Origin of the sequence: Sphingopyxis sp., assembly GCF_035686825.1 — a bacterium.
Lineage (GTDB): Bacteria > Pseudomonadota > Alphaproteobacteria > Sphingomonadales > Sphingomonadaceae > Sphingopyxis.
On sequence record NZ_DASRYZ010000006.1, the window covers coordinates 326,830 to 346,167 of the forward strand.

At 66.5% G+C, this 19,338-nt stretch carries 24 protein-coding genes; 20 read left to right on the top strand and 4 right to left on the bottom strand.

The window, feature by feature from the left end; all coding sequences use genetic code 11:
* Positions 1 to 32: 32 nt before the first annotated feature.
* Complete coding sequence (locus VFG17_RS14985) at positions 33 to 1,463, bottom strand: sigma-54 dependent transcriptional regulator (RefSeq protein WP_325030178.1); 1,431 nt, start codon at positions 1,461 to 1,463, stop codon at positions 33 to 35.
* Between the two features lie 240 nt (positions 1,464 to 1,703).
* Here VFG17_RS14985 and VFG17_RS14990 point away from each other — a divergent pair, with 240 nt between their 5' ends.
* From VFG17_RS14990 to VFG17_RS15000, 3 genes are read left to right on the top strand one after another with little or no spacing between them, the layout of a single operon-like run.
* Complete coding sequence (locus VFG17_RS14990) at positions 1,704 to 1,826, top strand: aa3-type cytochrome c oxidase subunit IV (protein ID WP_295318997.1); 123 nt, start codon at positions 1,704 to 1,706, stop codon at positions 1,824 to 1,826.
* 13 nt (positions 1,827 to 1,839) lie between these two features.
* Entirely contained in the window at positions 1,840 to 2,973 is a 1,134-nt protein-coding gene (locus tag VFG17_RS14995; protein ID WP_325030179.1) for an NAD(P) transhydrogenase subunit alpha, read from the top strand.
* Positions 2,974 to 2,980: 7 nt separating this feature from the next.
* Positions 2,981 to 3,346 (top strand): PH domain-containing protein, encoded by a 366-nt coding sequence (locus tag VFG17_RS15000; protein WP_325030180.1) that lies wholly within the window; start codon positions 2,981 to 2,983, stop codon positions 3,344 to 3,346.
* 184 nt (positions 3,347 to 3,530) lie between these two features.
* On the opposite strand, the gene VFG17_RS15005 is transcribed toward VFG17_RS15000, so the two are convergent.
* Entirely contained in the window at positions 3,531 to 3,935 is a 405-nt protein-coding gene (locus VFG17_RS15005) for a PRC-barrel domain containing protein (RefSeq protein ID WP_325030181.1), read from the bottom strand.
* 173 nt (positions 3,936 to 4,108) lie between these two features.
* Here VFG17_RS15005 and VFG17_RS15010 point away from each other — a divergent pair, with 173 nt between their 5' ends.
* From VFG17_RS15010 to VFG17_RS15025, 4 genes are all read left to right on the top strand, one after another.
* A complete protein-coding gene (locus VFG17_RS15010) occupies positions 4,109 to 4,696 on the top strand; it encodes a fasciclin domain-containing protein (RefSeq protein WP_325030182.1) in 588 nt (195 codons plus the stop codon).
* A 356-nt stretch (positions 4,697 to 5,052) separates the two neighbouring features.
* Entirely contained in the window at positions 5,053 to 5,334 is a 282-nt protein-coding gene (locus tag VFG17_RS15015) for a proton-translocating transhydrogenase family protein (protein ID WP_039573456.1), read from the top strand.
* A 1-nt stretch (position 5,335) separates the two neighbouring features.
* Positions 5,336 to 6,820: an NAD(P)(+) transhydrogenase (Re/Si-specific) subunit beta gene (locus VFG17_RS15020; protein WP_325030183.1), complete on the top strand. Its 1,485-nt coding sequence runs from the start codon at positions 5,336 to 5,338 to the stop codon at positions 6,818 to 6,820.
* A gap of 108 nt (positions 6,821 to 6,928) precedes the next feature.
* Positions 6,929 to 7,624: an aspartate/glutamate racemase family protein gene (locus tag VFG17_RS15025; RefSeq protein WP_325030184.1), complete on the top strand. Its 696-nt coding sequence runs from the start codon at positions 6,929 to 6,931 to the stop codon at positions 7,622 to 7,624.
* Positions 7,625 to 7,660: 36 nt separating this feature from the next.
* On the opposite strand, the gene VFG17_RS15030 is transcribed toward VFG17_RS15025, so the two are convergent.
* The gene (locus tag VFG17_RS15030) at positions 7,661 to 8,074 is read right to left on the bottom strand and encodes a DUF2147 domain-containing protein (protein ID WP_325030185.1); all 414 of its coding nucleotides are present in this window, start codon (positions 8,072 to 8,074) and stop codon (positions 7,661 to 7,663) included.
* A gap of 96 nt (positions 8,075 to 8,170) precedes the next feature.
* Here VFG17_RS15030 and VFG17_RS15035 point away from each other — a divergent pair, with 96 nt between their 5' ends.
* The 8 genes from VFG17_RS15035 to VFG17_RS15070 all read left to right on the top strand — a co-directional run bounded on the left by VFG17_RS15035 (position 8,171) and on the right by VFG17_RS15070 (position 15,770).
* Positions 8,171 to 9,388, top strand: a complete 1,218-nt coding sequence (locus VFG17_RS15035) for a parallel beta-helix domain-containing protein (RefSeq protein WP_325030186.1) — start codon at positions 8,171 to 8,173, stop codon at positions 9,386 to 9,388.
* Positions 9,385 to 10,413 carry an SO2930 family diheme c-type cytochrome gene (locus VFG17_RS15040; RefSeq protein ID WP_325030187.1) on the top strand — a complete coding sequence of 343 codons (1,029 nt, stop codon included), beginning with the start codon at positions 9,385 to 9,387 and terminating at the stop codon, positions 10,411 to 10,413. Before VFG17_RS15035 ends, VFG17_RS15040 begins: the two co-directional genes overlap by 4 nt.
* Positions 10,414 to 10,420: 7 nt before the next feature.
* Positions 10,421 to 11,053, top strand: a complete 633-nt coding sequence (maiA, locus tag VFG17_RS15045; protein WP_325030188.1) for a maleylacetoacetate isomerase — start codon at positions 10,421 to 10,423, stop codon at positions 11,051 to 11,053.
* Positions 11,050 to 13,089 (top strand): TonB-dependent receptor, encoded by a 2,040-nt coding sequence (locus VFG17_RS15050; RefSeq protein WP_325030189.1) that lies wholly within the window; start codon positions 11,050 to 11,052, stop codon positions 13,087 to 13,089. The genes maiA and VFG17_RS15050 overlap by 4 nt, the downstream gene beginning before the upstream one ends.
* Positions 13,090 to 13,176: 87 nt before the next feature.
* Positions 13,177 to 13,623, top strand: coding sequence for a MarR family winged helix-turn-helix transcriptional regulator (locus VFG17_RS15055; protein WP_325030190.1), 447 nt, complete (start codon positions 13,177 to 13,179; stop codon positions 13,621 to 13,623).
* Entirely contained in the window at positions 13,616 to 13,897 is a 282-nt protein-coding gene (locus tag VFG17_RS15060) for an HPr-rel-A system PqqD family peptide chaperone (protein ID WP_325030191.1), read from the top strand. Before VFG17_RS15055 ends, VFG17_RS15060 begins: the two co-directional genes overlap by 8 nt.
* Positions 13,894 to 14,760: an HprK-related kinase A gene (locus tag VFG17_RS15065; RefSeq protein WP_325030192.1), complete on the top strand. Its 867-nt coding sequence runs from the start codon at positions 13,894 to 13,896 to the stop codon at positions 14,758 to 14,760. Before VFG17_RS15060 ends, VFG17_RS15065 begins: the two co-directional genes overlap by 4 nt.
* Entirely contained in the window at positions 14,757 to 15,770 is a 1,014-nt protein-coding gene (locus tag VFG17_RS15070) for a nucleotidyltransferase family protein (protein ID WP_325030193.1), read from the top strand. Before VFG17_RS15065 ends, VFG17_RS15070 begins: the two co-directional genes overlap by 4 nt.
* Here VFG17_RS15070 and VFG17_RS15075 read toward each other — a convergent pair.
* Positions 15,767 to 16,429: an HAD-IA family hydrolase gene (locus VFG17_RS15075; protein ID WP_325030194.1), complete on the bottom strand. Its 663-nt coding sequence runs from the start codon at positions 16,427 to 16,429 to the stop codon at positions 15,767 to 15,769. The genes VFG17_RS15070 and VFG17_RS15075 overlap by 4 nt on opposite strands.
* A 47-nt stretch (positions 16,430 to 16,476) precedes the next feature.
* Here VFG17_RS15075 and glmU point away from each other — a divergent pair, with 47 nt between their 5' ends.
* Genes glmU through VFG17_RS15100 form a run of 5 tightly spaced genes read left to right on the top strand, consistent with a single transcriptional unit; the run spans position 16,477 to position 19,323 of the window.
* On the top strand, positions 16,477 to 17,841 hold the full coding sequence (glmU, locus tag VFG17_RS15080; RefSeq protein WP_325030195.1) for a bifunctional UDP-N-acetylglucosamine diphosphorylase/glucosamine-1-phosphate N-acetyltransferase GlmU: 1,365 nt from the start codon (positions 16,477 to 16,479) through the stop codon (positions 17,839 to 17,841).
* A 2-nt stretch (positions 17,842 to 17,843) separates the two neighbouring features.
* Positions 17,844 to 18,392, top strand: a complete 549-nt coding sequence (locus VFG17_RS15085; RefSeq protein ID WP_325030196.1) for a GNAT family N-acetyltransferase — start codon at positions 17,844 to 17,846, stop codon at positions 18,390 to 18,392.
* Positions 18,389 to 18,703: a hypothetical protein gene (locus VFG17_RS15090; protein ID WP_325030197.1), complete on the top strand. Its 315-nt coding sequence runs from the start codon at positions 18,389 to 18,391 to the stop codon at positions 18,701 to 18,703. Before VFG17_RS15085 ends, VFG17_RS15090 begins: the two co-directional genes overlap by 4 nt.
* A 30-nt stretch (positions 18,704 to 18,733) precedes the next feature.
* Entirely contained in the window at positions 18,734 to 18,958 is a 225-nt protein-coding gene (locus VFG17_RS15095; protein WP_325030198.1) for a CopG family transcriptional regulator, read from the top strand.
* Positions 18,955 to 19,323, top strand: coding sequence for a PIN domain-containing protein (locus tag VFG17_RS15100; protein ID WP_325030199.1), 369 nt, complete (start codon positions 18,955 to 18,957; stop codon positions 19,321 to 19,323). Before VFG17_RS15095 ends, VFG17_RS15100 begins: the two co-directional genes overlap by 4 nt.
* The last annotated feature ends 15 nt before the right edge of the window (positions 19,324 to 19,338 follow it).

Below are 19,338 nucleotides of genomic sequence, written 5' to 3' on the forward strand. Positions count from 1 at the left end.
AGCGCGATCGGTCGAGCCGCGCGAGAGCGGGGTCAGGCGGCGGTGTCGATCCCGAGATCGCTCAATTTGCGATAGAGGGTCGAGCGGCCGATGCCGAGGCGGCGGGCGACTTCGCTCATCCGGCCGCGGTAATGGCCGATCGCGAGGCGGATGACGTCGGCCTCGATCTCTTCGAGCGGGCGGAGGTTGCCGTCGGGCAGGTAGAGCGTGACGCCGATCGCCTCGCCGTTGATCGCGACGTCGCCGTCGCCGCTCACGCCGCCGCCGAGCGTCGCCTCGATCGCGCGGAAATCGGCGCTGGTCAGCACGTCGGTCTTGCTCTCGACCGCGGCGCGGAACAGCACGTCCTGCAATTGGCGGACATTGCCCGGCCAGGCATAGGCCGCGAGCAAGCGCAACGCGTCGTCGGTGATGCCGATCGGACCCATGCCCGGAAGCCCGCCGATGCGCGCGAGCAGGTGGCGTGCGAGCGGGCCGACGTCGCCGCGGCGTTCGGAGAGCGAGGGCAGGGTGAGCTGCGCGCTCGACAGCGCGTAGAACAGATCCTCGCGGAAATGGCCCGCCTCGATCAGCTTGTCGAGCGGGCTCGCGCTCGTCGCGATGATGCGGACATCGACGCTCTGGCGGATCGAGCCGCCGATCATCTGCACTTCGCCCGAATTCAGAAATTCGACGAGCTTCGCCTGCGTTTCGAGCGGGATGCATTCGACATGGTCGATGATGATGCTGCCTCCGTCGGCCTGCACGAGCCGGCCGACCTGGCGGTCGAAGGCGCCCGGAAAGGCGCCGCGCTCGTGGCCGAACAGGCCCGATCCGATCAGTCCCGGCGAGACCGCCGAGCAATCGACCATGACAAGCTGGCCGCGCGCGCGCGGGCTCGCGCTGTGGATCGCGCGGGCGAAGACTTCCTTACCGGTGCCGGGCTTGCCGTTGATCATCACCGGCACGCGCGCGCGCGCCGCCTTGGCGGCGATCGCGAGCGCGCTGCGGAAATTGGGGCTCGACCCGATGATTTCCTCGAAAGCGAGCGGAGCGCGCAGTTTTTCGGTGAGCGGGCGCAACTCGCCCTGCGGGCCGCTGGTCGACACGACGCGGTCGAGCGCCTCGAGCAGCCGGTCGGGCGCGATCGGTTTCTGGACGAAGTCGCTCGCCCCGGCGCGCATCGCGCCGACCGCGACCTCGACCCCGTTGCGCATCGTGATGACGACAAGCGGCAGCGCGGGACGCCAGCGGCGCAGTTCGGCGACGAATTCGGCGATGTCCATGCCCGGCGCGCCCTGATCGACGAGCACCGCGTCGAGCGCCATGCCTTCCTGCGTGCCGAGCCTGGCGAGTGCGGTGTCGGTGTCGGGCGCGACGACGCTGCGCCAGCCGCCACGCGACGCCAGCGCCGACAGGAAACGCTGCTGGGCAGGCTCGCTGTCGACGATCATCACCATTCGCGTGTCGCGCGTGTTCGTCATCGTTTCGAATCTGCCCCCTGAACCGACATTGCTACGGGTATGTTCTGCTGTGGGACGCATATCTATCCGATAGGGGTAAAAGGGCGATTAAGGCCAATGCTCTTTTGCCACACGCTTATAATGGTGCCAAACCCGCACTTGAGCATCGCGGAGCGCGTGGCTAAGACCGGCGCGATAACCGATTCTGGGCGCTGCGCTGTGCGTTCGCGCACAGCAAACAGGCGTAATAGGGGAAAAGCGATGGCACAGCAGGAAATGAAGGCAGCGAACGAAACCTATTCGGGTTTCCTCAGCCTGCTGAAAGTCGGGTCGATCATCACGGCGGTGGCCGTGCTCGTCGTCGTCCTCCTCATCGCTTCCTGACCCGGCTTCGCGCATGCGCATCGCTGTCTTGAAGGAACTCGCCGCCGGCGAGACCCGCGTCGCCGCGACCCCCGAAACCGTGAAGAAATTCATTGGTCTGGGCGCCGAGCTTGCCATCGAGTCGGGGGCAGGCGAGCAGGCCTCGATCGCCGATGCCGATTATAGCGCCGCGGGCGCGAGCGTCGGCAGCCGCGCCGATGTGCTGAAGGGCGCGAACATCATCCTCGGCGTGCAGGGCCCCGATCCTGCAAGCCTGTCGGGCTTTGCCGATGGCGCGTGGCTCGCTGCGGGGCTCAACCCGTTCGGCGCCGGAGAGAATGGGCGCGAGCGCGTCGATGGCTATGCCAAGCTCGGCATCGAGGCGCTGGCGATGGAATTCATGCCGCGCATCACGCGCGCGCAGTCGATGGACATATTGTCGAGCCAGGCGAACCTCGCGGGTTACAAGGCGGTGCTGATGGCGGCGAACGCCTATGGCCGTGCCTTTCCGATGATGATGACCGCGGCGGGCACCGTCAGCGCCGCCAAGGCGTTCGTGATGGGCGTCGGCGTCGCGGGGCTTCAGGCGATCGCGACCGCGCGCCGCCTCGGTGCACAGGTCAGCGCGACCGACGTGCGCGCGGCGACCAAGGAACAGATTCTCAGCCTCGGCGCCAAGCCGATCTTCGTCGAGAGCGTCGCGGGGATCGAGGGCGAGGGCGCGGGCGGCTATGCCACCGAAATGTCCGACGAATATAAGGCGGCGCAGGCCGAACTGGTGTCGTCGCACATCGCAAAGCAGGATATCGTGATCACCACCGCACTGATTCCGGGGCGCCCTGCGCCGCGGCTCATCAGCGACGCGCAGCTTGCAACAATGCGCAGCGGCAGCGTGATCGTCGACATGGCGGCCGAAAGCGGCGGCAATGTCGAAGGATCGGTCTCGGGCGAGGCGAGGCGTATCCACGGTGTCACCGTGATCGGCGCGAAGAATATCGCGGCGCTGATGCCCGCCGACACCAGCGCGCTGTTCAGCCGCAACCTGTTCAACTTTCTCTCGGCCTTCTGGGACAAGGAAGCCGGAAAGCCCGTGCTCGACGAGGAAATCGGCAATGCCGTGCGCCTGACGCAGGGCGGGAAGGTCGTCAACGAGCGGCTGCTGGGGTAAGCGAAATATGGGCCTGTTCAGCGCCGGGGATATCGACGTCGCCGGGGCGCAGGCCGAGTTTCAGGCTTGGCTGATCGACGGCGAGCGCGTGCTCGCCGCCTTCCGCACGGTTCGCGACACCGCGCTGCTCACGAACCTGCGCTTCATCTTCGTCGACGTGCAGGGGCTGACGGGGTCGAAGAAGGAATTTCTAAGCATTCCGTGGCGTTCGGTTACGCGCTTTTCGTTCGAGACCGCGGGAACCTTCGATCTCGACGCCGATATGAAGATGTGGGTTTCGGGCGCCGCGACGCCGCTCGAGGTAAAGATTTCGCGCAAGAGCGACCCGCAGCATATCCACCGGCTGATGGCGCAGTTGATCGTCGGCCGCTGAGCGGAGCGAATCGCGATCGCGGTGATGGGGGAGTTTGGTTCGGGCGCGCAGACGGGACCCTATGGCCGCCGTTGTCGGCCCATTTGGCACAGCTCCGAGGTCGAGTTCGCCGCGCCGGGCGGTGGTCACGGCCAAGCGCGGATCGACCGGTCGCGCAACGGAGGCGCGACGCGGCCGGCTTCGATCAGGGGGCGGGTAGCTTGACCTCGGGCAGGCCGGCGAGATCGGCCTTGGTCATTGTGGTCTGCAAATCGGTGTCGTCGCCGCGCACGATCGTTTTCAACCCGGTGATCGGAACATGGACATAACGGTCGGGGTTGCTGTCCTCGATCTCGACCAGCAGCCGGTCGACCTTGTTGTCCGCATCGCGCAGGACCTGCGCGACATCGCCAAGCTCCTGACCATCGGCGCCGACGATTTCGGCGTCGAGAAGCTGCGCCTCGCTCAGCCCGAGCGCCGCCGGGACGGGCCCCGCCACCGTGGCGCTCGTTTCGGCCGCGCGCTCGAGCTTTTCTTCGGCGGCCTCATTTTTATCGGAACAGGCCGCTAGGAGCAGGGTCGCACCGGCGAGAATGAGGGGCATGCGCATATCGGTTCCTTTCTGTTGCTGCGCTTTGAACGCGCCTCTCGCGGCCATGGTTGCGCCTTTGGTTGGGCTGTCGGCACCCCGCGATCACGCGGTGCGGTAATATTCCTGTCATCAACGCCGTGTTGATGCCGACGCGCGACCGATTCGGCCGCGACGGTTTGCGAGGATGGACGATGAAGAGCGGTTTTCTGATGGTTTCGGTTACGGCCGCGATGCTGCTCGCGGGATGCGGCAAGTCCGACCCGCCGGCATCGGACACCGGAGCCGCCTCGGTCGCCGACGCGATCTCGTCGGAAAGTGCGATGAACGCCGGGACGACGATCGCCGCGAACGTCGCCGCGTCGCCGCTGCACAGGACGCTCGCCGGCGCGCTTCAGACGGCGGGCCTCGCCACGACGCTGTCGGGCGCGGGCCCGTTCACGCTCTTTGCGCCGACCGATGCCGGATTTACGCAGGTGCCGCCGGTGACGCGCGACGGCTGGATGCGCCCGGCGCAGAAGGCGGTGCTCGCGGGCGTGCTCAACTATCATATCGTCCCGGGCAAGCTGACCGCCGCCGATCTGGCCGCGAAGATCGCCGAGGGCGGCGGCAAGGCGGTGCTCACCACCGCTGGCGGGCAGGAATTGACCGCGACGAAAAGCGGCAACGCGATCTTGCTGACGAGCAGCAGCGGCAACAAGGCGGCGGTGACCAGCGCCGATCTCGCGCAGTCGAACGGCGTCGTCCATATCGTCGATGCGGTGTTGGTGCCGGCGATGTAAAGGGCTCGCTGGCGCTGCGGCGTAGACCGGCGGATTAGGTGCGTTTCGGCCGAACCTGGCCGTCGCCCCCGCGAAGGCGGGGGCCGCTAGCGGGCTTGCTCAGCGGTGTAGCGTAAACCGACAGCGGCCCCCGCCTTCTCGGGGGCGACGGTTATAGGGGACGCCTGCTCCCCACCCCGACCCGGACGTTCGATTGCCCTAGTCCGGAACGTCGACCACGATATTTTATGTCGAAAGGCGCCCGCATTTCCTGCCTTGGGAAAAGCGGGTGCTTCTTTTTCCCCGCTTTGGAGTCGACAGGCTGCACGGCGCGCGGCAAGAGGTGCGCGAAACGGAATCAGCAGGGGAGCGAGCCCGTGGATTTTATCGCGATTTTTTCGATTTTCGTACTGGCGTGCTTTGTCGGCTATTTCGTCGTCTGGTCGGTAACCCCGGCGCTGCACACGCCGTTGATGAGCGTCACCAACGCCATTTCGTCGGTCATCATCGTCGGCGCGCTGATCGCCAGCGCCGCTGCGGGATCAGCTTCGTCGAAATGGCTCGGCCTCGCCGCGGTCGTGATGGCGAGCATCAACATTTTCGGGGGTTTCGCGGTTACCGCGCGCATGCTGGCGATGTACAAGAAGAAGGAGCGCTGAGATGGAATTTCAGTCGATCCTTTCCGCCGCAGCCGGCGGGCATGGCGCGGTAAATCCCTGGGCGGCGGTTGCCTATCTCGTTTCGGGCGTCTTCTTCATCCTGGCACTGCGCGGTCTGTCGAGCCCGGCCTCGTCACAGCGCGGCAACCGTTTCGGCATGATCGGGATGACCATCGCGGTCGTTACGACCCTGCTCACTCATGTGCCGCGCCTCGACGGCGGGATGCTCGACAGCATTGCTCTGGTCGAAATCCTCGCCGCCATCGGCATCGGCGCCGTCATCGGCATCGTGATGGCACGGCGGATCGCGATGACCGCGATGCCGCAGCTCGTCGCGGCGTTCCACAGCCTTGTCGGCCTGGCCGCCGTGGCGGTCGCGGCGGCCGCCTATCTCAACCCGCTCGCGTTCGGCATCGCCGATGCGGCGGGGCAGATCCACACCGTCAGCCGCATCGAAATGGGCCTCGGCATCGCGATCGGCGCGATCACCTTTTCGGGATCGGTCATCGCCTTCCTGAAGCTCAACGGAAACATGTCGGGCGCGCCGATCATGCTGCCGGGGCGGCACATCATCAATCTCGGCACGCTCGCCGCGATCATCGGGCTGGTCGCCTATTTCACCTTCGACCAGTCGCCGTGGGTCTTTTGGACCGTCACCGGCCTCAGCTTCCTGATCGGCTTCCTGCTGATCATCCCGATCGGCGGCGCCGACATGCCGGTCGTCGTCTCGATGCTCAACAGCTATTCGGGCTGGGCCGCGGCGGCGATGGGCTTCACGCTCGGCAACACCGCGATGATCATCACCGGCGCGCTCGTCGGCTCGTCGGGTGCGATCCTGTCCTACATCATGTGCCGCGCGATGAATCGCAGCTTCATCAGCGTGATCGCGGGCGGCTTCGGTGGCGACGATGCGGCGGCGGGCTCGGGCGGTTCGAAGGAACAGCGTCCGTGGAAGCCCGGCAGCGCCGAGGATGCCGCCTTCCTGATGAGCCAGGCAGAAAATGTCATCATCGTCCCCGGTTACGGCATGGCGGTCGCGCAGGCGCAGCATGCGCTGCGCGAAATGGCCGACCAGCTCAAGAAGGAAGGCGTCAACGTCAAATATGCGATCCATCCGGTCGCGGGGCGTATGCCCGGCCATATGAACGTGCTGCTCGCCGAGGCGAATGTCCCCTATGACGAGGTGTTCGAGCTCGAGGACATCAACGGCGAATTCGCGCAGTGCGACGTCGCCTTTGTCATCGGCGCGAACGACGTGACCAACCCGGCGGCGAAGACCGACAAGAGTTCGCCGATTTACGGCATGCCCGTGCTCGACGTCGAAAAGGCGAAGACCGTGCTGTTCGTGAAGCGTTCGATGGGCGGGGTGGGCTATGCCGGCGTCGACAACGACGTCTTCTACATGGACCAGACGATGATGCTGCTCGGCGATGCGAAGAAGATGGCCGACGACATCGTCAAGGCGCTGAGCGGCAGCGGGCACTAGACAAGAATCGTCGCCCCTGCGAAGGCAGGGGCCGCTGGCAGCCTCGCGCTACCTCGACAGCGGCCCCCGCCTTCGCGGGGGCGACGTGTTTTTGAGACAGGGAACCTTATGCGCAAAATCGGCCTGATCGGGGGGATGAGCTGGGCGTCGACCGAGCTATATTACCGCCATCTCAACAAGGGTGTGCAAAAGCGCCTCGGCACCGCCTGTTCGGCGCCGATCCTGTTGGAGAGCCTGAACTATTGCGAGCTGTCGCGGATCACGACGGCCGAGCAATGGGCGCATGCGAAGGAGGTGTTGATCGCCTCGGCGAAGCGGCTCGAGGCGGCGGGCGCGACCGCGCTGATGATCGCGGCCAATTCGATGCACAAGGTCGCCGAGGATGTCGCGGCGGCGATTTCGATTCCCTTGCTCCACATCGTGGACGAGACGGGCGAGAAGATGAAGGCCGACGGCGTCAAGGCGGCCGCGGTGATCGGCACGCGCAATGTGATGACCGAGCCCTGGTTCCGCCAGCGGCTCGTCCGTCACGGGCTGACGCTCGCGCCCTATGACGCGAGCCGCGCCGACGAGATCGACCGGATCATTTACGAAGAGCTGATGCTCGGCAAGGCGAACGAAAGCTCGCGGCGGACGATGAAGACCTTCCTCACCGACATCGCGAAGCAGGATATCCAGGCGGTGGTGCTCGCGTGCACCGAACTGGTGATGCTCGTCGACACCGACGCTAACGTCCTGCCGATCTACGACACGACGCGCATCCATGTCGCGGCGGGCGTCGACTGGATTTTGGGCGAGGGGTGAGCAAGGGCTGCCCTCCCGCTTGCGGGAGGGGGACTCTTACCCCACCCGCGTCCACGTCACCGTGCGGCAGAACACCGACACGCATCCCTTCATCGTCAGCTTGTTGCCCTTCACGCGCAGGTGGGCGTTGTAATAACGGCCGTCCTCGGGGCTATAACCTTCGCCCTTCCAGCCGTCGCCGTGCGGGACGAGGTCCCAATAGATTTGCAGACCCTCGACCATGCGGCCGCGCTTCGCCTTGTCGGGGTTGCGCTCGTCGCGCTGGCCGCCGGCGGGTTCCTTGATCAGAAGCTCGGCGATGCGGCCGCACATTTTGGCGCCGCACTTCGTCATCGCGACGATGCCCTTGCCGTCGTCGGTTTTCCAGCGCCCCGCCAGCGATGCGGGCGCCGCCGCGATCGACGGCGCGGCAATCAAGGCGACAAGCGCCAGTCCAATTCTGTGAATCAAGCGACCTCTCCCCGGTTAGCTACACATATGTCAGCAACACGCTTGGCATCCGTCAAGTCTTGCAGCATGCTCCTGTGAAAATCAGGGGAGAGACATATGCGATTCCATGGCCTCAGCCACCACGCGGCGACGCTTTGCATCGTGGCGGCGCTTGCCGCCCAGCCGGCGGCGGCGAAAGTCATCAGCGTCAGTGCGACAACGCCCGACGCGAACGAAAAGCTGCAAGAAGCGCTGATCCTCGCGCAGCCCGGCGACACTGTGCAATTGGGCGCCGGCACCTGGACGCTGACCGACGGGCTCTCGCTCGACGTCGCGAACGTCACGCTACGCGGCGCCGGGGCGGGCGAGGGCGGATCGATTCTCGACTTTGCGGGGCAGCAGGGTGCGGGCGAGGGGCTGCTCGTCACTTCCGACGACGTGCTGCTCACCGAATTCGCGGTGCTCAACACGAAGGGCGACGGCATCAAGTCGAAGGGCGCCGACCGCATCGTCTATCACAAGCTGCGTGTCGAATGGACCGCGGGGCCGAAGGCGACCAATGGCGCCTATGGCATCTATCCCGTCGAAAGCACCGACGTGCTGATCGACAGCGTCTATGTGCGCGGCGCGTCCGACGCGGGCATCTATGTCGGCCAGTCGAAGAATATCGTCGTCCGCGATTCGGTCGCGACCGAAAATGTCGCTGGGATCGAGATCGAGAATAGCTATGACGCCGACGTCCACGACAATGTCGCGACGAAGAACACCGGCGGCATCCTGGTGTTCGACCTGCCGAGCCTGCCGATGCAGGGCGGGCACAATGTCCGCGTGTTCGAGAATGTCGTGAACGACAACAGCACGCCCAATTTCGCGCCAAAGGGCAATATCGTCGCGAGCGTGCCGACGGGCACCGGGGTGCTCGTGATGGCGAACCGCAATGTCGAGATTTTCGACAATGTCTTCGACAACAACGGCACCGCCAATGTGATGATCGTCGGCTATCGCTACGAGCATAAGGATCCGAAATATCAGCCGCTGCCCCGCGCGATCGTCGTGCGCGGCAACCAGCATGGCAAGGCGGGCTATGCGCCAAAATTCCCCGGTGGCGACCAGATCGCGGCGGCGATGGGCGGCAGCATTCCGCCGATATTGTGGGACGGCGCGGGCGATGCGATCGTGCTCGACAAGGTCGGGGTGCTGTCGCTGAACCTGCCCGACGTGAAAACGCCGCAGGGCGAAGCGAAGCCCGCGCCAGCCGACCTGTCGAAGGGCACGCCGCCCGCCGCCTTGCCGGCGATCAAGCTGCCCGAAAGCATGGAGGCGAAGGTCAAGTGAAACGCGTTTTCGCCGCGCTGGCCGCGGCGCTGTTATGTGCGAGCGGGGGAGCGGCGGGTTCACTGCCCGGCGTCGATCAGGCGCTCGTCGAGAGCGACGCGATGCCGCCGAAGCTGTCGGCGTTCGGGCTGTTTCGCGGCAACGACCCGAAGGTGCCCGCAGCGGGCATCGGCTATACGCTGCGCGCGCCGCTGTTCAGCGATTATACCGACAAGCATCGCTTCGTCTCGATTCCGGTGGGGAAGAAGGCGAAGGTCGCCGCCGACGGCACGATCGAATTTCCGATGGGCACGGTGCTCGTCAAAAGCTTCGGCTGGCCGGACGTCAACGAAGGGCGGCCGGTCGAAACGAGGCTGCTGATCCACCGCGCGTCGGGGTGGGTGGCGCTGCCCTATATCTGGGACGCCGACGGCAAAGATGCGACGCTCGCGCTCGGCGGGCGCCGCGTGCCGGTGACGTTCCAGAGCCCCGATGGTGCGACGCACAGCATCCGCTATGCGGTGCCGAACAAGAACCAGTGCAAGGAATGCCACAGCCTGAACGGACAAATCGTGCCGATCGGGCCGAAGGCGCGGAATTTCATTCTCGATCTCGCGGCTTCGGACAAGCTGCGCGCGCTCTATTTTGCGAATCCGGAAGCACTGAAGCCGGTCATGCCGCAATGGGACGATCCCAAGGCGGGGAGCGTCGAAACCCGCGCCCGCGCCTATCTCGACGTCAATTGCGCGCATTGCCACAACCCGGCGGGCAGCGCGTCGAACAGCGGCCTGTTCCTGCGCTGGACCGACGATCCGGCGGGCGTCAACTATGGCATCGGCAAGCGCCCGACCGCGGCGGGGCGCGGCAGCGGCGGCATGGAGTTCGCGATCGCGCCCGGCGATCCGGCGCACAGCTTCCTGATCTATCGCCTCGAAAGCACCGAGCCCGGCATCGCGATGCCCGAGGTCGGGCGCTCGACGGTACACAAGGAAGGTGCGGCGCTGCTCCGGCAATGGATTGCGGAGATGCCGAAAGCGTCGCATTAGGCTGTGCATGACCCAGCTCGTCCTCCACGATTATTTCCGCTCCTCGGCCAGCTTTCGCGTCCGCATCGCGCTGAACCTGAAAGGGCTCGACTATAGCCGTGTCGAGGTCAGCCTGATCGCGGGCGAGCAGCGCAGCGACGCCTTTCTCGAACAGAATGCGCAGGGCTTCGTGCCGATGCTCGTCGTCGATGGCGAGCCGATCATCCAGAGCATGGCGATCATCGACTGGCTCGACCGCGCCCATCCCGAACCGCGGCTGATCCCCGAGGACGCGATGCCGCGCGCGGTCGCGCTCGCGCGCGCGCAGGTGATCGCGAGCGACATCCACCCGCTCAACAATCTCCGAGTGCTCAAATATCTGAAGCGCGACCTCGGGCTCAACGAGCAGACCAAGGACCGCTGGTATCGCCACTGGATCACCCAAGGCTTCGACGCGCTCGAAGCGATGGCGGGCGAGGGGCGCTTCCTTGGCGGCGACACGCCGGGAATCGCCGACTGCTGCCTCGTCCCGCAGATGTATAATGCGCGGCGGTTCGAGACCCCGCTCGACGATTATCCGCGGCTGGTGGCGATCGACGCGGCCTGCATGGAATTGGAGGCGTTCAAGAAGGCGCATCCCGACGCGGTCAAGCCCGCGTGATCCGCTTTCTTACGGGAACCCTTGCGCTGGCGCTGCCGGCGGCGGCAATGGCGCAGAACGAGGAAAGCCTTGACGATTTTGTTCATGTCGGCCGCCCGCTTCAGGAAATTATCGTAGAAGGGGCGGGATCGCTCACGCCTCTCGCGGGCGATAGGGCGCAGGCGAGCACGCTCCTTTACGATCTCGACCGCGGCTTTGGCGCCCGCATCGAGAACCGCCTTCGCGACGAGGCGGGCATCGTCCAGTTCCGCCGCTCGGACGGCCGCAGCGCGCATCCGACGAGCCAGGGCGTCACGCTGCGCGGGCTCGGCGGCAATGCGTCGAGCCGCGCGCTCGTGACATTGGACGGCGTGCCGCAGGCCGACCCGTTCGGCGGCTGGGTCGCGTGGAGCGCCTATGACGCGGTGGGTCTCGGCGGCATCGTCGTGACGCGCGGCGGGGGCAGCGGCGCCGACGGGCCGGGCGCGCTGGCGGGGACGATCAGCCTCCATTCGACGATGACCGCCGGCGCCGAAGCGAGCCTGGCTTATGGCAGCCGCGACAGCTGGGATGCGTCCGCGTCGGTTGGGGGTCAGGTCGGCGGCGGTCAGGTCGCGATCGATGGGCGTTACAGCCGCGGCGACGGATTCATCCCCGTCGCCAAGGGACAGCGCGGCGCTGCCGACCGCGCGGCGCCCTATGAACAGGGCGGGCTTGGTTTGCGACTGCGTTTCGATGCTGGCGACAGCGGCCGGATCGAAGCGAGCGTCCGCGGCTTCTCCGACGAGCGCGACCGCGGCGTTGATTTCACGACGAGCAAGACCGACGGCGTCGATGCCAGCTTGCGCTTTATCCATGACCCTGCCGGCGCGACCCAGTGGCTCGCGCTCGGCTATATCCAGCTCCGCGATTTCGAGAGCGGCTTCGCGAGCGTCGCGGCGGGGCGCGACAGCGCGAACCCCGCCTTGTTCCAGCGCATCCCCGCCACCGGCCTCGGCGGCCGTTTCGAACTGCGTCCCGCGATCGGCGATGCGAATCCGCTCCGCATCGGCGCCGACTGGCGGCGCACGGTCGGCCGGACCGAGGAGGATTTCTTCTTTACGGGCGGGATTCCCGGCCGCCACCGCATGGCGGGGGGGAGCAGCGACACCGTCGGGGCATTCGCGGAATGGACCTCGGGCGATGTGCGCGATGGATTTCTCTGGACGCTGAGCGGGCGCGTCGATCGCTGGTGGCTCGGCACCGGCTATCGGGTCGAGCGCAATCGCGGCGGCGGGCCCGTCATCACCGACCTGCGCTTCGCAGCGCGGCAGGGGTGGGAAGGCAGCGGGCGCGCGGGCGTGCGCTGGACGTCGGATTCGGTTTCGCTGCGCGCCGCCGCCTATCGCGGCTGGCGCCTGCCGACGCTCAACGAGCTTTACCGCCCGTTCCGCGTCGGCGCCGAGACGACGATGGCGAACGAGATGCTGGAGCCCGAACGGCTGTGGGGCGGCGAGATCGGCGCCGACTGGGAAAGCGGCGGCACGAAATTGTCGGCGACGCTGTTCGCCAACCGCCTGACGAACGCGATCGCCAATGTGACGCTCGCGCCGAACCTCAACCAGCGGCAAAATCTCGACGCGATCGACAGCAAGGGCGTCGAGGTGGCGGCCGAACAGCGGATCGGACCCGCGACATTGCGTGCCACTTACGTCTTCACCGATGCGGAAGTGGATGCCTCGGGCGGCGCGTCGCCGCTCGACGGCCGCCGCCCGGCGCAGATCGCGAAGCATGGCGGCAGCGTCTCGCTGCGCAGCCACGCGCCGGGTCCATTGGGCGGCTTCGCGACGCTGCGCTATATCGGCGAGCAGAATGAGGACGACCTTGGCCTGCTCGCGCTGGACGACGCTCTGACACTCGATGCGGGGCTGTCGTGGCGGTTCAGCGACGCGGTCAGCATCGAGGCGCGCGGCGAGAATCTGTTCGACGAGCTCGTGCCGGCGGCGATTTCCTCGTCGGGTATCGTCGAGCGCGCGACGCCGCGGACCTTGTGGATCGGCGCGCGCCTGTCTTTCTGATTTTCGGGACATTCCGGCCTTCACAGGTCCGAAACAGGCGATAGGATGGGCCTGCCGGGGATGGCAAAATTGTGGGGATGATAAGGAATGGCCGCGAAGACGCTGAATCTGGACAATTTCCTGCCCTATCGTCTGTCCATCGCATCGAACGCCCTGTCGAGCCGGATCGCCGCCGAATATGAGAATCGCTTCGGGCTCAAGATTCCCGAATGGCGGCTGATGGCGGTACTCGGCGAAGGCCAGCCCAAGACGCAGCGCGAGCTGGTCGCCGCGACGCGCATGGACAAGGTCACTGTCAATCGCGCCGCGAAGGCTCTCGCGGATCGTCAGCTGATCGCGCGCCAGGCGCACGAGGCCGACGGGCGCTCGCACCATCTCGAGCTTACCGAAACCGGGCGCTCGCTCTATGACGCGATCGTCCCCGCGGCGCTCGCGAGCGAGGCGCAGCTCGAATCGAACATCAGCGCGGGCGAACGCGCGAAGCTGATGGCTATCCTTGCCAAACTGACCGCCGCCGCCGAAGATTATGGCTGATCGCGCCTATCGCGCCGCACCGGCCGATACGCTGCGGATCGAGCCGCTGGGCGAGCTGACCGCGATTTTCGATCGGCGTTCGATGCAGACGCACCTCGTCGTCTCGCCGTTGCCCGAGATATTGGACGCGATGGGTGCCGATGCCTGCACCCCCGCGCATATTGCCGAGCGGCTTGCGGCGACATTCGACCTCGGCAGCGCCGAGGATGCGCGGCCGGTCCTCGCCGAGCGACTCTGCGAACTCGCGGCGATGGGGCTGGTGGAGCGCGCGTGAGGCACTGCGTGCGCATTGCGGTCGGCCCGGTGCAATTTCGCATCGGCAGCGATTGGGCCGGACCCGTCGCGGCGCTCGAACATCTCTATGCGGCCTATCCGCGCGATGATGCGCGCCCGGCCGACGCGACGGTGCGGCTGTTCGCGGCGCGGCCGTGGCGGCGCTGGCTGCGCCCCTCGGTGCATATCGGCGGCGATTTCGTCGTTCCCGGCGCGCTGCCGCTGCCGCTGTCGATGGGGCTGCTCGCCGCCGAGATGGCGATGAATTTGCAGGTCGCACTCGGATGGCGGCGGCACCTGCTGCTCCACGCGAGCGCGGTCGCAAGGGACGGCCGCGCGCTGATCATGTCGGGCGAATCGGGATCGGGCAAATCGACCCTCGCCGCGCTGCTCGGCGAGGGCGACTGGCGGCTGATGGGCGACGAGTTCACGCTGGTCGACCCGGCGGGCGGCGACGCTTTCGCGTTTCCGCGCGCGGTGAGCCTCAAGAATGAAGCGATCGCCGAGGTCGCGGCGCGCGTCGATCCGGCGCGGCTCGGCCCTCTGCTCGCCGGCACGCCCAAGGGCGATATCCGCCACCTGATCCCGCGCGCCGACGCGGTGGTCGCGATGCACGCGCCCGCGCGCCCCGCGCTGCTGCTCTTTCCGCGTTTCGGCGGCGCGGCGGGCATCGAGCCGATGGGCGAGGGCGAGGCGTTCGTCCGGCTGACCGAGGCGTCGACCAACTATGTCGCGCTCGGCGAGGCGGGTTTTGCGGCGCTGACACGGCTGGTGCGCGAAACCCCGGCGTTCGGCATCACCTATCCCGACAGCGCGGCGGGGATCGCGCTGGTCGAAGCATTATGGGCGGAGGCGGCACGGTGAGCGCCATCGCCACCTTCATCGACCTGCTCGCCGGGCGGGGCGATCCGGCGACGCTCGCGCCGCGTGACTGGGACGGCGTGATCGGCGTCGCGCGCAGCGAAGCGATGCTCGCGACGCTCGCGCACCGGCTCAAAGGCGCCGCCCTCCCGCCCGCCGTCGCCACGTTGTTCGCCGACCAGCGCGCGGCGGCGGAGGTTGCACAGGCGCAGGCTCTTTGGGAGGCAGAGATGGCGCGCCGCGCGCTCGCGCCGGTGGGGATCGAATTCGTGCTCCTGAAGGGCGCCGCCTATGCCGCCGCGGGCATGAGCTGTGCCGCGGGACGTCAGATCGGCGACCTCGACATCCTGGTGCTCGCGACCGACATCCGCCGCGCCGAAAATGCGTTGCTCAAGGCGGGCTGGGAATGGGTCAAGTCGGACCCCTATGACGATCATTATTACCGCGCACACATGCATGAGCTGCCGCCGATGATCCACTCGGGCCGCGACCGCATGATCGACGTCCATCACACGATCCTGCCAAAGACGCACCGGATCACGCCCGATGCGCTCGCGCTGGTCAGCGACGCGGTGACGAGCGGCGGCGGCTTTGCGGTGCTGCAATCGGCCGACATGGCGGTGCATTGCGCGGCGCACATGCTCGCCGACGGCGATTTGCAAGGGGGCTTGCGCAACCTGTGGGATTTTCACCTGATGACGCGCGATTTCGCGGCGGCCGACGCGGGGTTTTGGGGGCAGCTCGACGGGCGCGCGGATATGCACGGGCTGCAAGGTGCGGTGCATCGCGCCGCGCGGCTGTCGCGCGACCTTTATGGCGCGGCGCTGCCGGGCGGATGGGACCGGCAGGAGCCCGCCGACGCATGGTTCCGCCGCCGCCTGCTCGCGCGCGACGATTGGGGGCGGGTGAAGCAGCCGTTGCTCGAACAGGCCTTCTACATCCGCTCGCACTGGCTGCGCATGCCGCCCGCGATGCTCGCGAAGCACCTCTGGACGAAGTGGCGCAAACGCTAGAGCCGCGCGAGCAGTGGCACCAGTTCGTCATAATGATCGATGACATGATCGGCCCCCAGCTCGCCTGCGGGCCGGTCGAGGAAGCCGAAACTGACCGCGACGTTCGGCACGCCCGCATGTTTCGCCGCCGTGACGTCATAGATGCTGTCGCCGACAAAGGCCGCGCGCCCGCCGCCGCACCGCTCGATCATCGCGCGGATCGGCTCGGGCGAGGGTTTGCGCGCTCCCACCGTGTCGCCGCCGATGATCGTCACCATGCGATCGGCGAGACCCAGTTCGCCGAGCAGTTGCCGCGCGAGCCCCTCGAGCTTGTTGGTCACGACCGCGGTGCGCACGCCGAGCGCGTCGAGCCGGTCGAGCGCGGCGACGACGCCCGGAAAGGGGCGGCTGTGGACCGCGATATGCGCTTCGTAAAAGCGCAGCAGTTCGGGATAGAGCCGCTCGATCGCGCCATCTGGGACGCCGCCCGAAGCGCGCAGCCCCTCCTCGAGCATATGCTTCGCGCCGCGCCCGATCATCGGCCGCACCGCGGCTTCGGTCAGCGGCGCGCGGTCCATTTGCGCGAGCGTGTGATTGACCGCCGCGGCAAGGTCGCCGAGCGTATCGAGGAGGGTGCCGTCGAGATCGAAGCCGACGATCGCAAAAGGAAATCCGTTCATCCGCCGCGCATGGCGCGATGCTCTGGAAACCGCAATGATTTGCTGGCATGGCAGCGGCCATGAGCAATCCCATCGCCGCCATCATCCTTGCCGCGGGCAAGGGCACCCGCATGAAATCCGACCTGCACAAGGTGCTGCACCCGATCGCGGGGCGGCCGATGCTGCTGCACCTGATGGCGAGTTTTTCCGCGCTGCCGCCCGCGAAGACGGTCGTGGTCGTGGGCGACAAGCGCGACCAGGTCGAGGCCGCCGTCGCCGGGACGGGCGCGCTGGTCGCTGTGCAGGACCCGCAACTGGGAACGGCCCATGCCGCGCTTCAGGCGAAGGACGCGCTCGCGGGGTTCGACGGCGTCGTGCTCGTCTGTTTCGGCGATTGCCCGATGCTCACTGCCGAGACGATCCGCCGCCTCTGCGCTCCCTTGGAAACGGGCGCGCTGGTCGCGGTGCTGGGTTTTCGCCCGCGCGATACCGCCGCTTATGGGCGGATCATCGCCGATGCCGATGGAAATGTGTCGAAGATGGTCGAGCACAAGGACGCGAGCCCCGAAGAACGCGCGGTCGATCTGTGCAACTCGGGCGTTATCGTTGCCGCCGCCCACGACATGTGGCGGCTGCTCGAAGCGGTCGGCAACGACAATGCCGCGGGTGAATATTATCTGCCCGATGTCGCGACCGGCGCGATCGCCGAGGGGCAGCGGGTGGCCGTCGTCGAAACCGACGCCGCCGAGGTCGCCGGCATCAACAGCCGCGCCGAACTCGCGGCGGCCGAGGCTCAGTGGCAGGCGTTCAAGCGCGAGGAGGCGATGGCGGGCGGCGTATCGTTGCGCGCGCCCGAGACCGTCTGGTTCTCATGGGATACCGAGCTCGGCCGCGACGTGACGATCGAGCCCAATGTCTTTTTCGGTCCCGGCGTGACGGTCGCCGACAATGTGACGATCCGTGCCAACAGCCATATCGAGGGCGCGTCGATCGGCGCCGGCTGCGAAGTTGGCCCCTTCGCACGGCTGCGTCCCGGCACGGTGCTCGGCGAGAAAGCGAAGATCGGCAATTTCGTCGAGACCAAGAAAGCCGTGCTCGGTGAGGGCGCGAAAGCGAACCACCTCACTTATCTGGGCGACGTCACCGTCGGCGCGGCCGCCAACATCGGCGCGGGCACGATCACCTGCAATTATGACGGCTATTTCAAATATAGGACCGAGATCGGCGAGCGCGCTTTCATCGGATCGAACAGCGCGCTCGTCGCACCGGTCCGGATCGGCGCCGACGCCATCGTCGCGGCGGGCAGCGCGGTGACGCGCGACGTCGCCGACGGCGAACTGCGCCTCGTCCGCGGCGAACAACTGGTCAAGCCTGGCTGGGCCGACCGTTTTCACGATGCGATGCGCAAGAAGAAAGCGGCGGAGAAGAAATAGCCGTGACGCTCGCGCCGACGCTGACGACCGCGCGTCTCGTATTGCGCCAGTTGCGAGCTGACGAGGCCGAAGCCGAAGCGCTGTTCGCGGTGCTGTCCGATCCGGAGGTGATGATCTGGTGGTCGAGCGGCCCGCACCAGTCGCTTGCGGAAACGAAGGAATATGTGGCGCGCAACTCGGCCGAAGAGCAGGATTGGCTTTGCTGGGCAATCACCGCGGGCGACGATGTCGCGCTTGGCTGGGTAATCCTGATGGACGGCAAGCCCGGGGTTGGCGAGATCGGCTATATCTTGCGCCGGGATCAATGGGGCAGCGGTATTGCGCGCGAGGCGGTCGGCCGGGTGATCGATCATGGCTTCCAAGATCTGAAACTGCGCCGCATCTTCGCCGACACCGATCCCGAGAATCGCGGTTCGGTGGCGCTGCTCGAACGCCTCGGTTTCCAATATGAAGGGCGGCTGCGCGGCGAATGGGAAACGCATATCGGCATACGCGATTCGTTGATCTACGGCGTGCTTCGCGACGAATGGACCATGGAGACGACAAGGTGAGTGACCGTTATACTGACAAGCCCTTCCTGCGCTTTGTCGATGCTTATGTGCTCAAGGCCATCGGCCATCTCGACGCCGCGACCGAGACATATTGCCAGGCCATGGTGCCGCAACTCGAGCAGAGCTTCGGCGCGAAGGGAAGCTGGGATCAGATCGTCGCGCAGCAGATGAAGTTCGGTCCCGAACTGCCCGCGCAGATCCGGAAAATCTGGTCCGACGGCCAGGCTCGCTTTGCGAAGGGGAATGGCGAGGCAGCCGATCCGGTTCAGTTCGCGATGATCTTCGTCGACCGCAATTTCGGAAGAAGTTGATTTGATATCATGATATGATATCAATGCCCAATGCGCTTCCTTGCCGACATCCCCGACGACGATATCCAGTGGCTCGACGCGCTCGCGGCCGAGCAGGGCGTTTCGCGCGCCGAGCTGGTGCGCCGCGCCGTCACCGCCTATCGCGCCGATGTGTCGGGTGACGCCATCGACAACGCGTTCGGCATCTGGCGCGGCCGCGACGATATCGGCGATGGGCTGAAATATCAGCGCCGCCTCAGGGGCAAGCGCGAATGATCGACGCGCAGTTCGACAGCGACATATTGATCGACGCGCTGAACGGCGTCGAGGCGGCGCGCAGCGAAATTCGCCGCGCCGGCCGAAAAAGCATCAGCCGCGTCAGTTGGACCGAGGTGATGTCCGCCGCCGATCCCGCATCGGTGAAGGCGGTCGAGGCGTTCCTCGGCTGCTTTCAGATCGAGGAGATCGGCGACGCGGTCGCGCGCCGGGCCGCGGCGCTGCGCGCCGAGCGCAAGGGCTTGACCTTGGCCGACGCTTTCGTACTGGCGACCGCGCAGATAGGCGGACGCATCCTCGTCACACGCAATATCAAGATATTTCCGGCATCGATGCCGGGTATTCGCGTCCCCTACACGCTATAGAGAAAGCCAGAATCC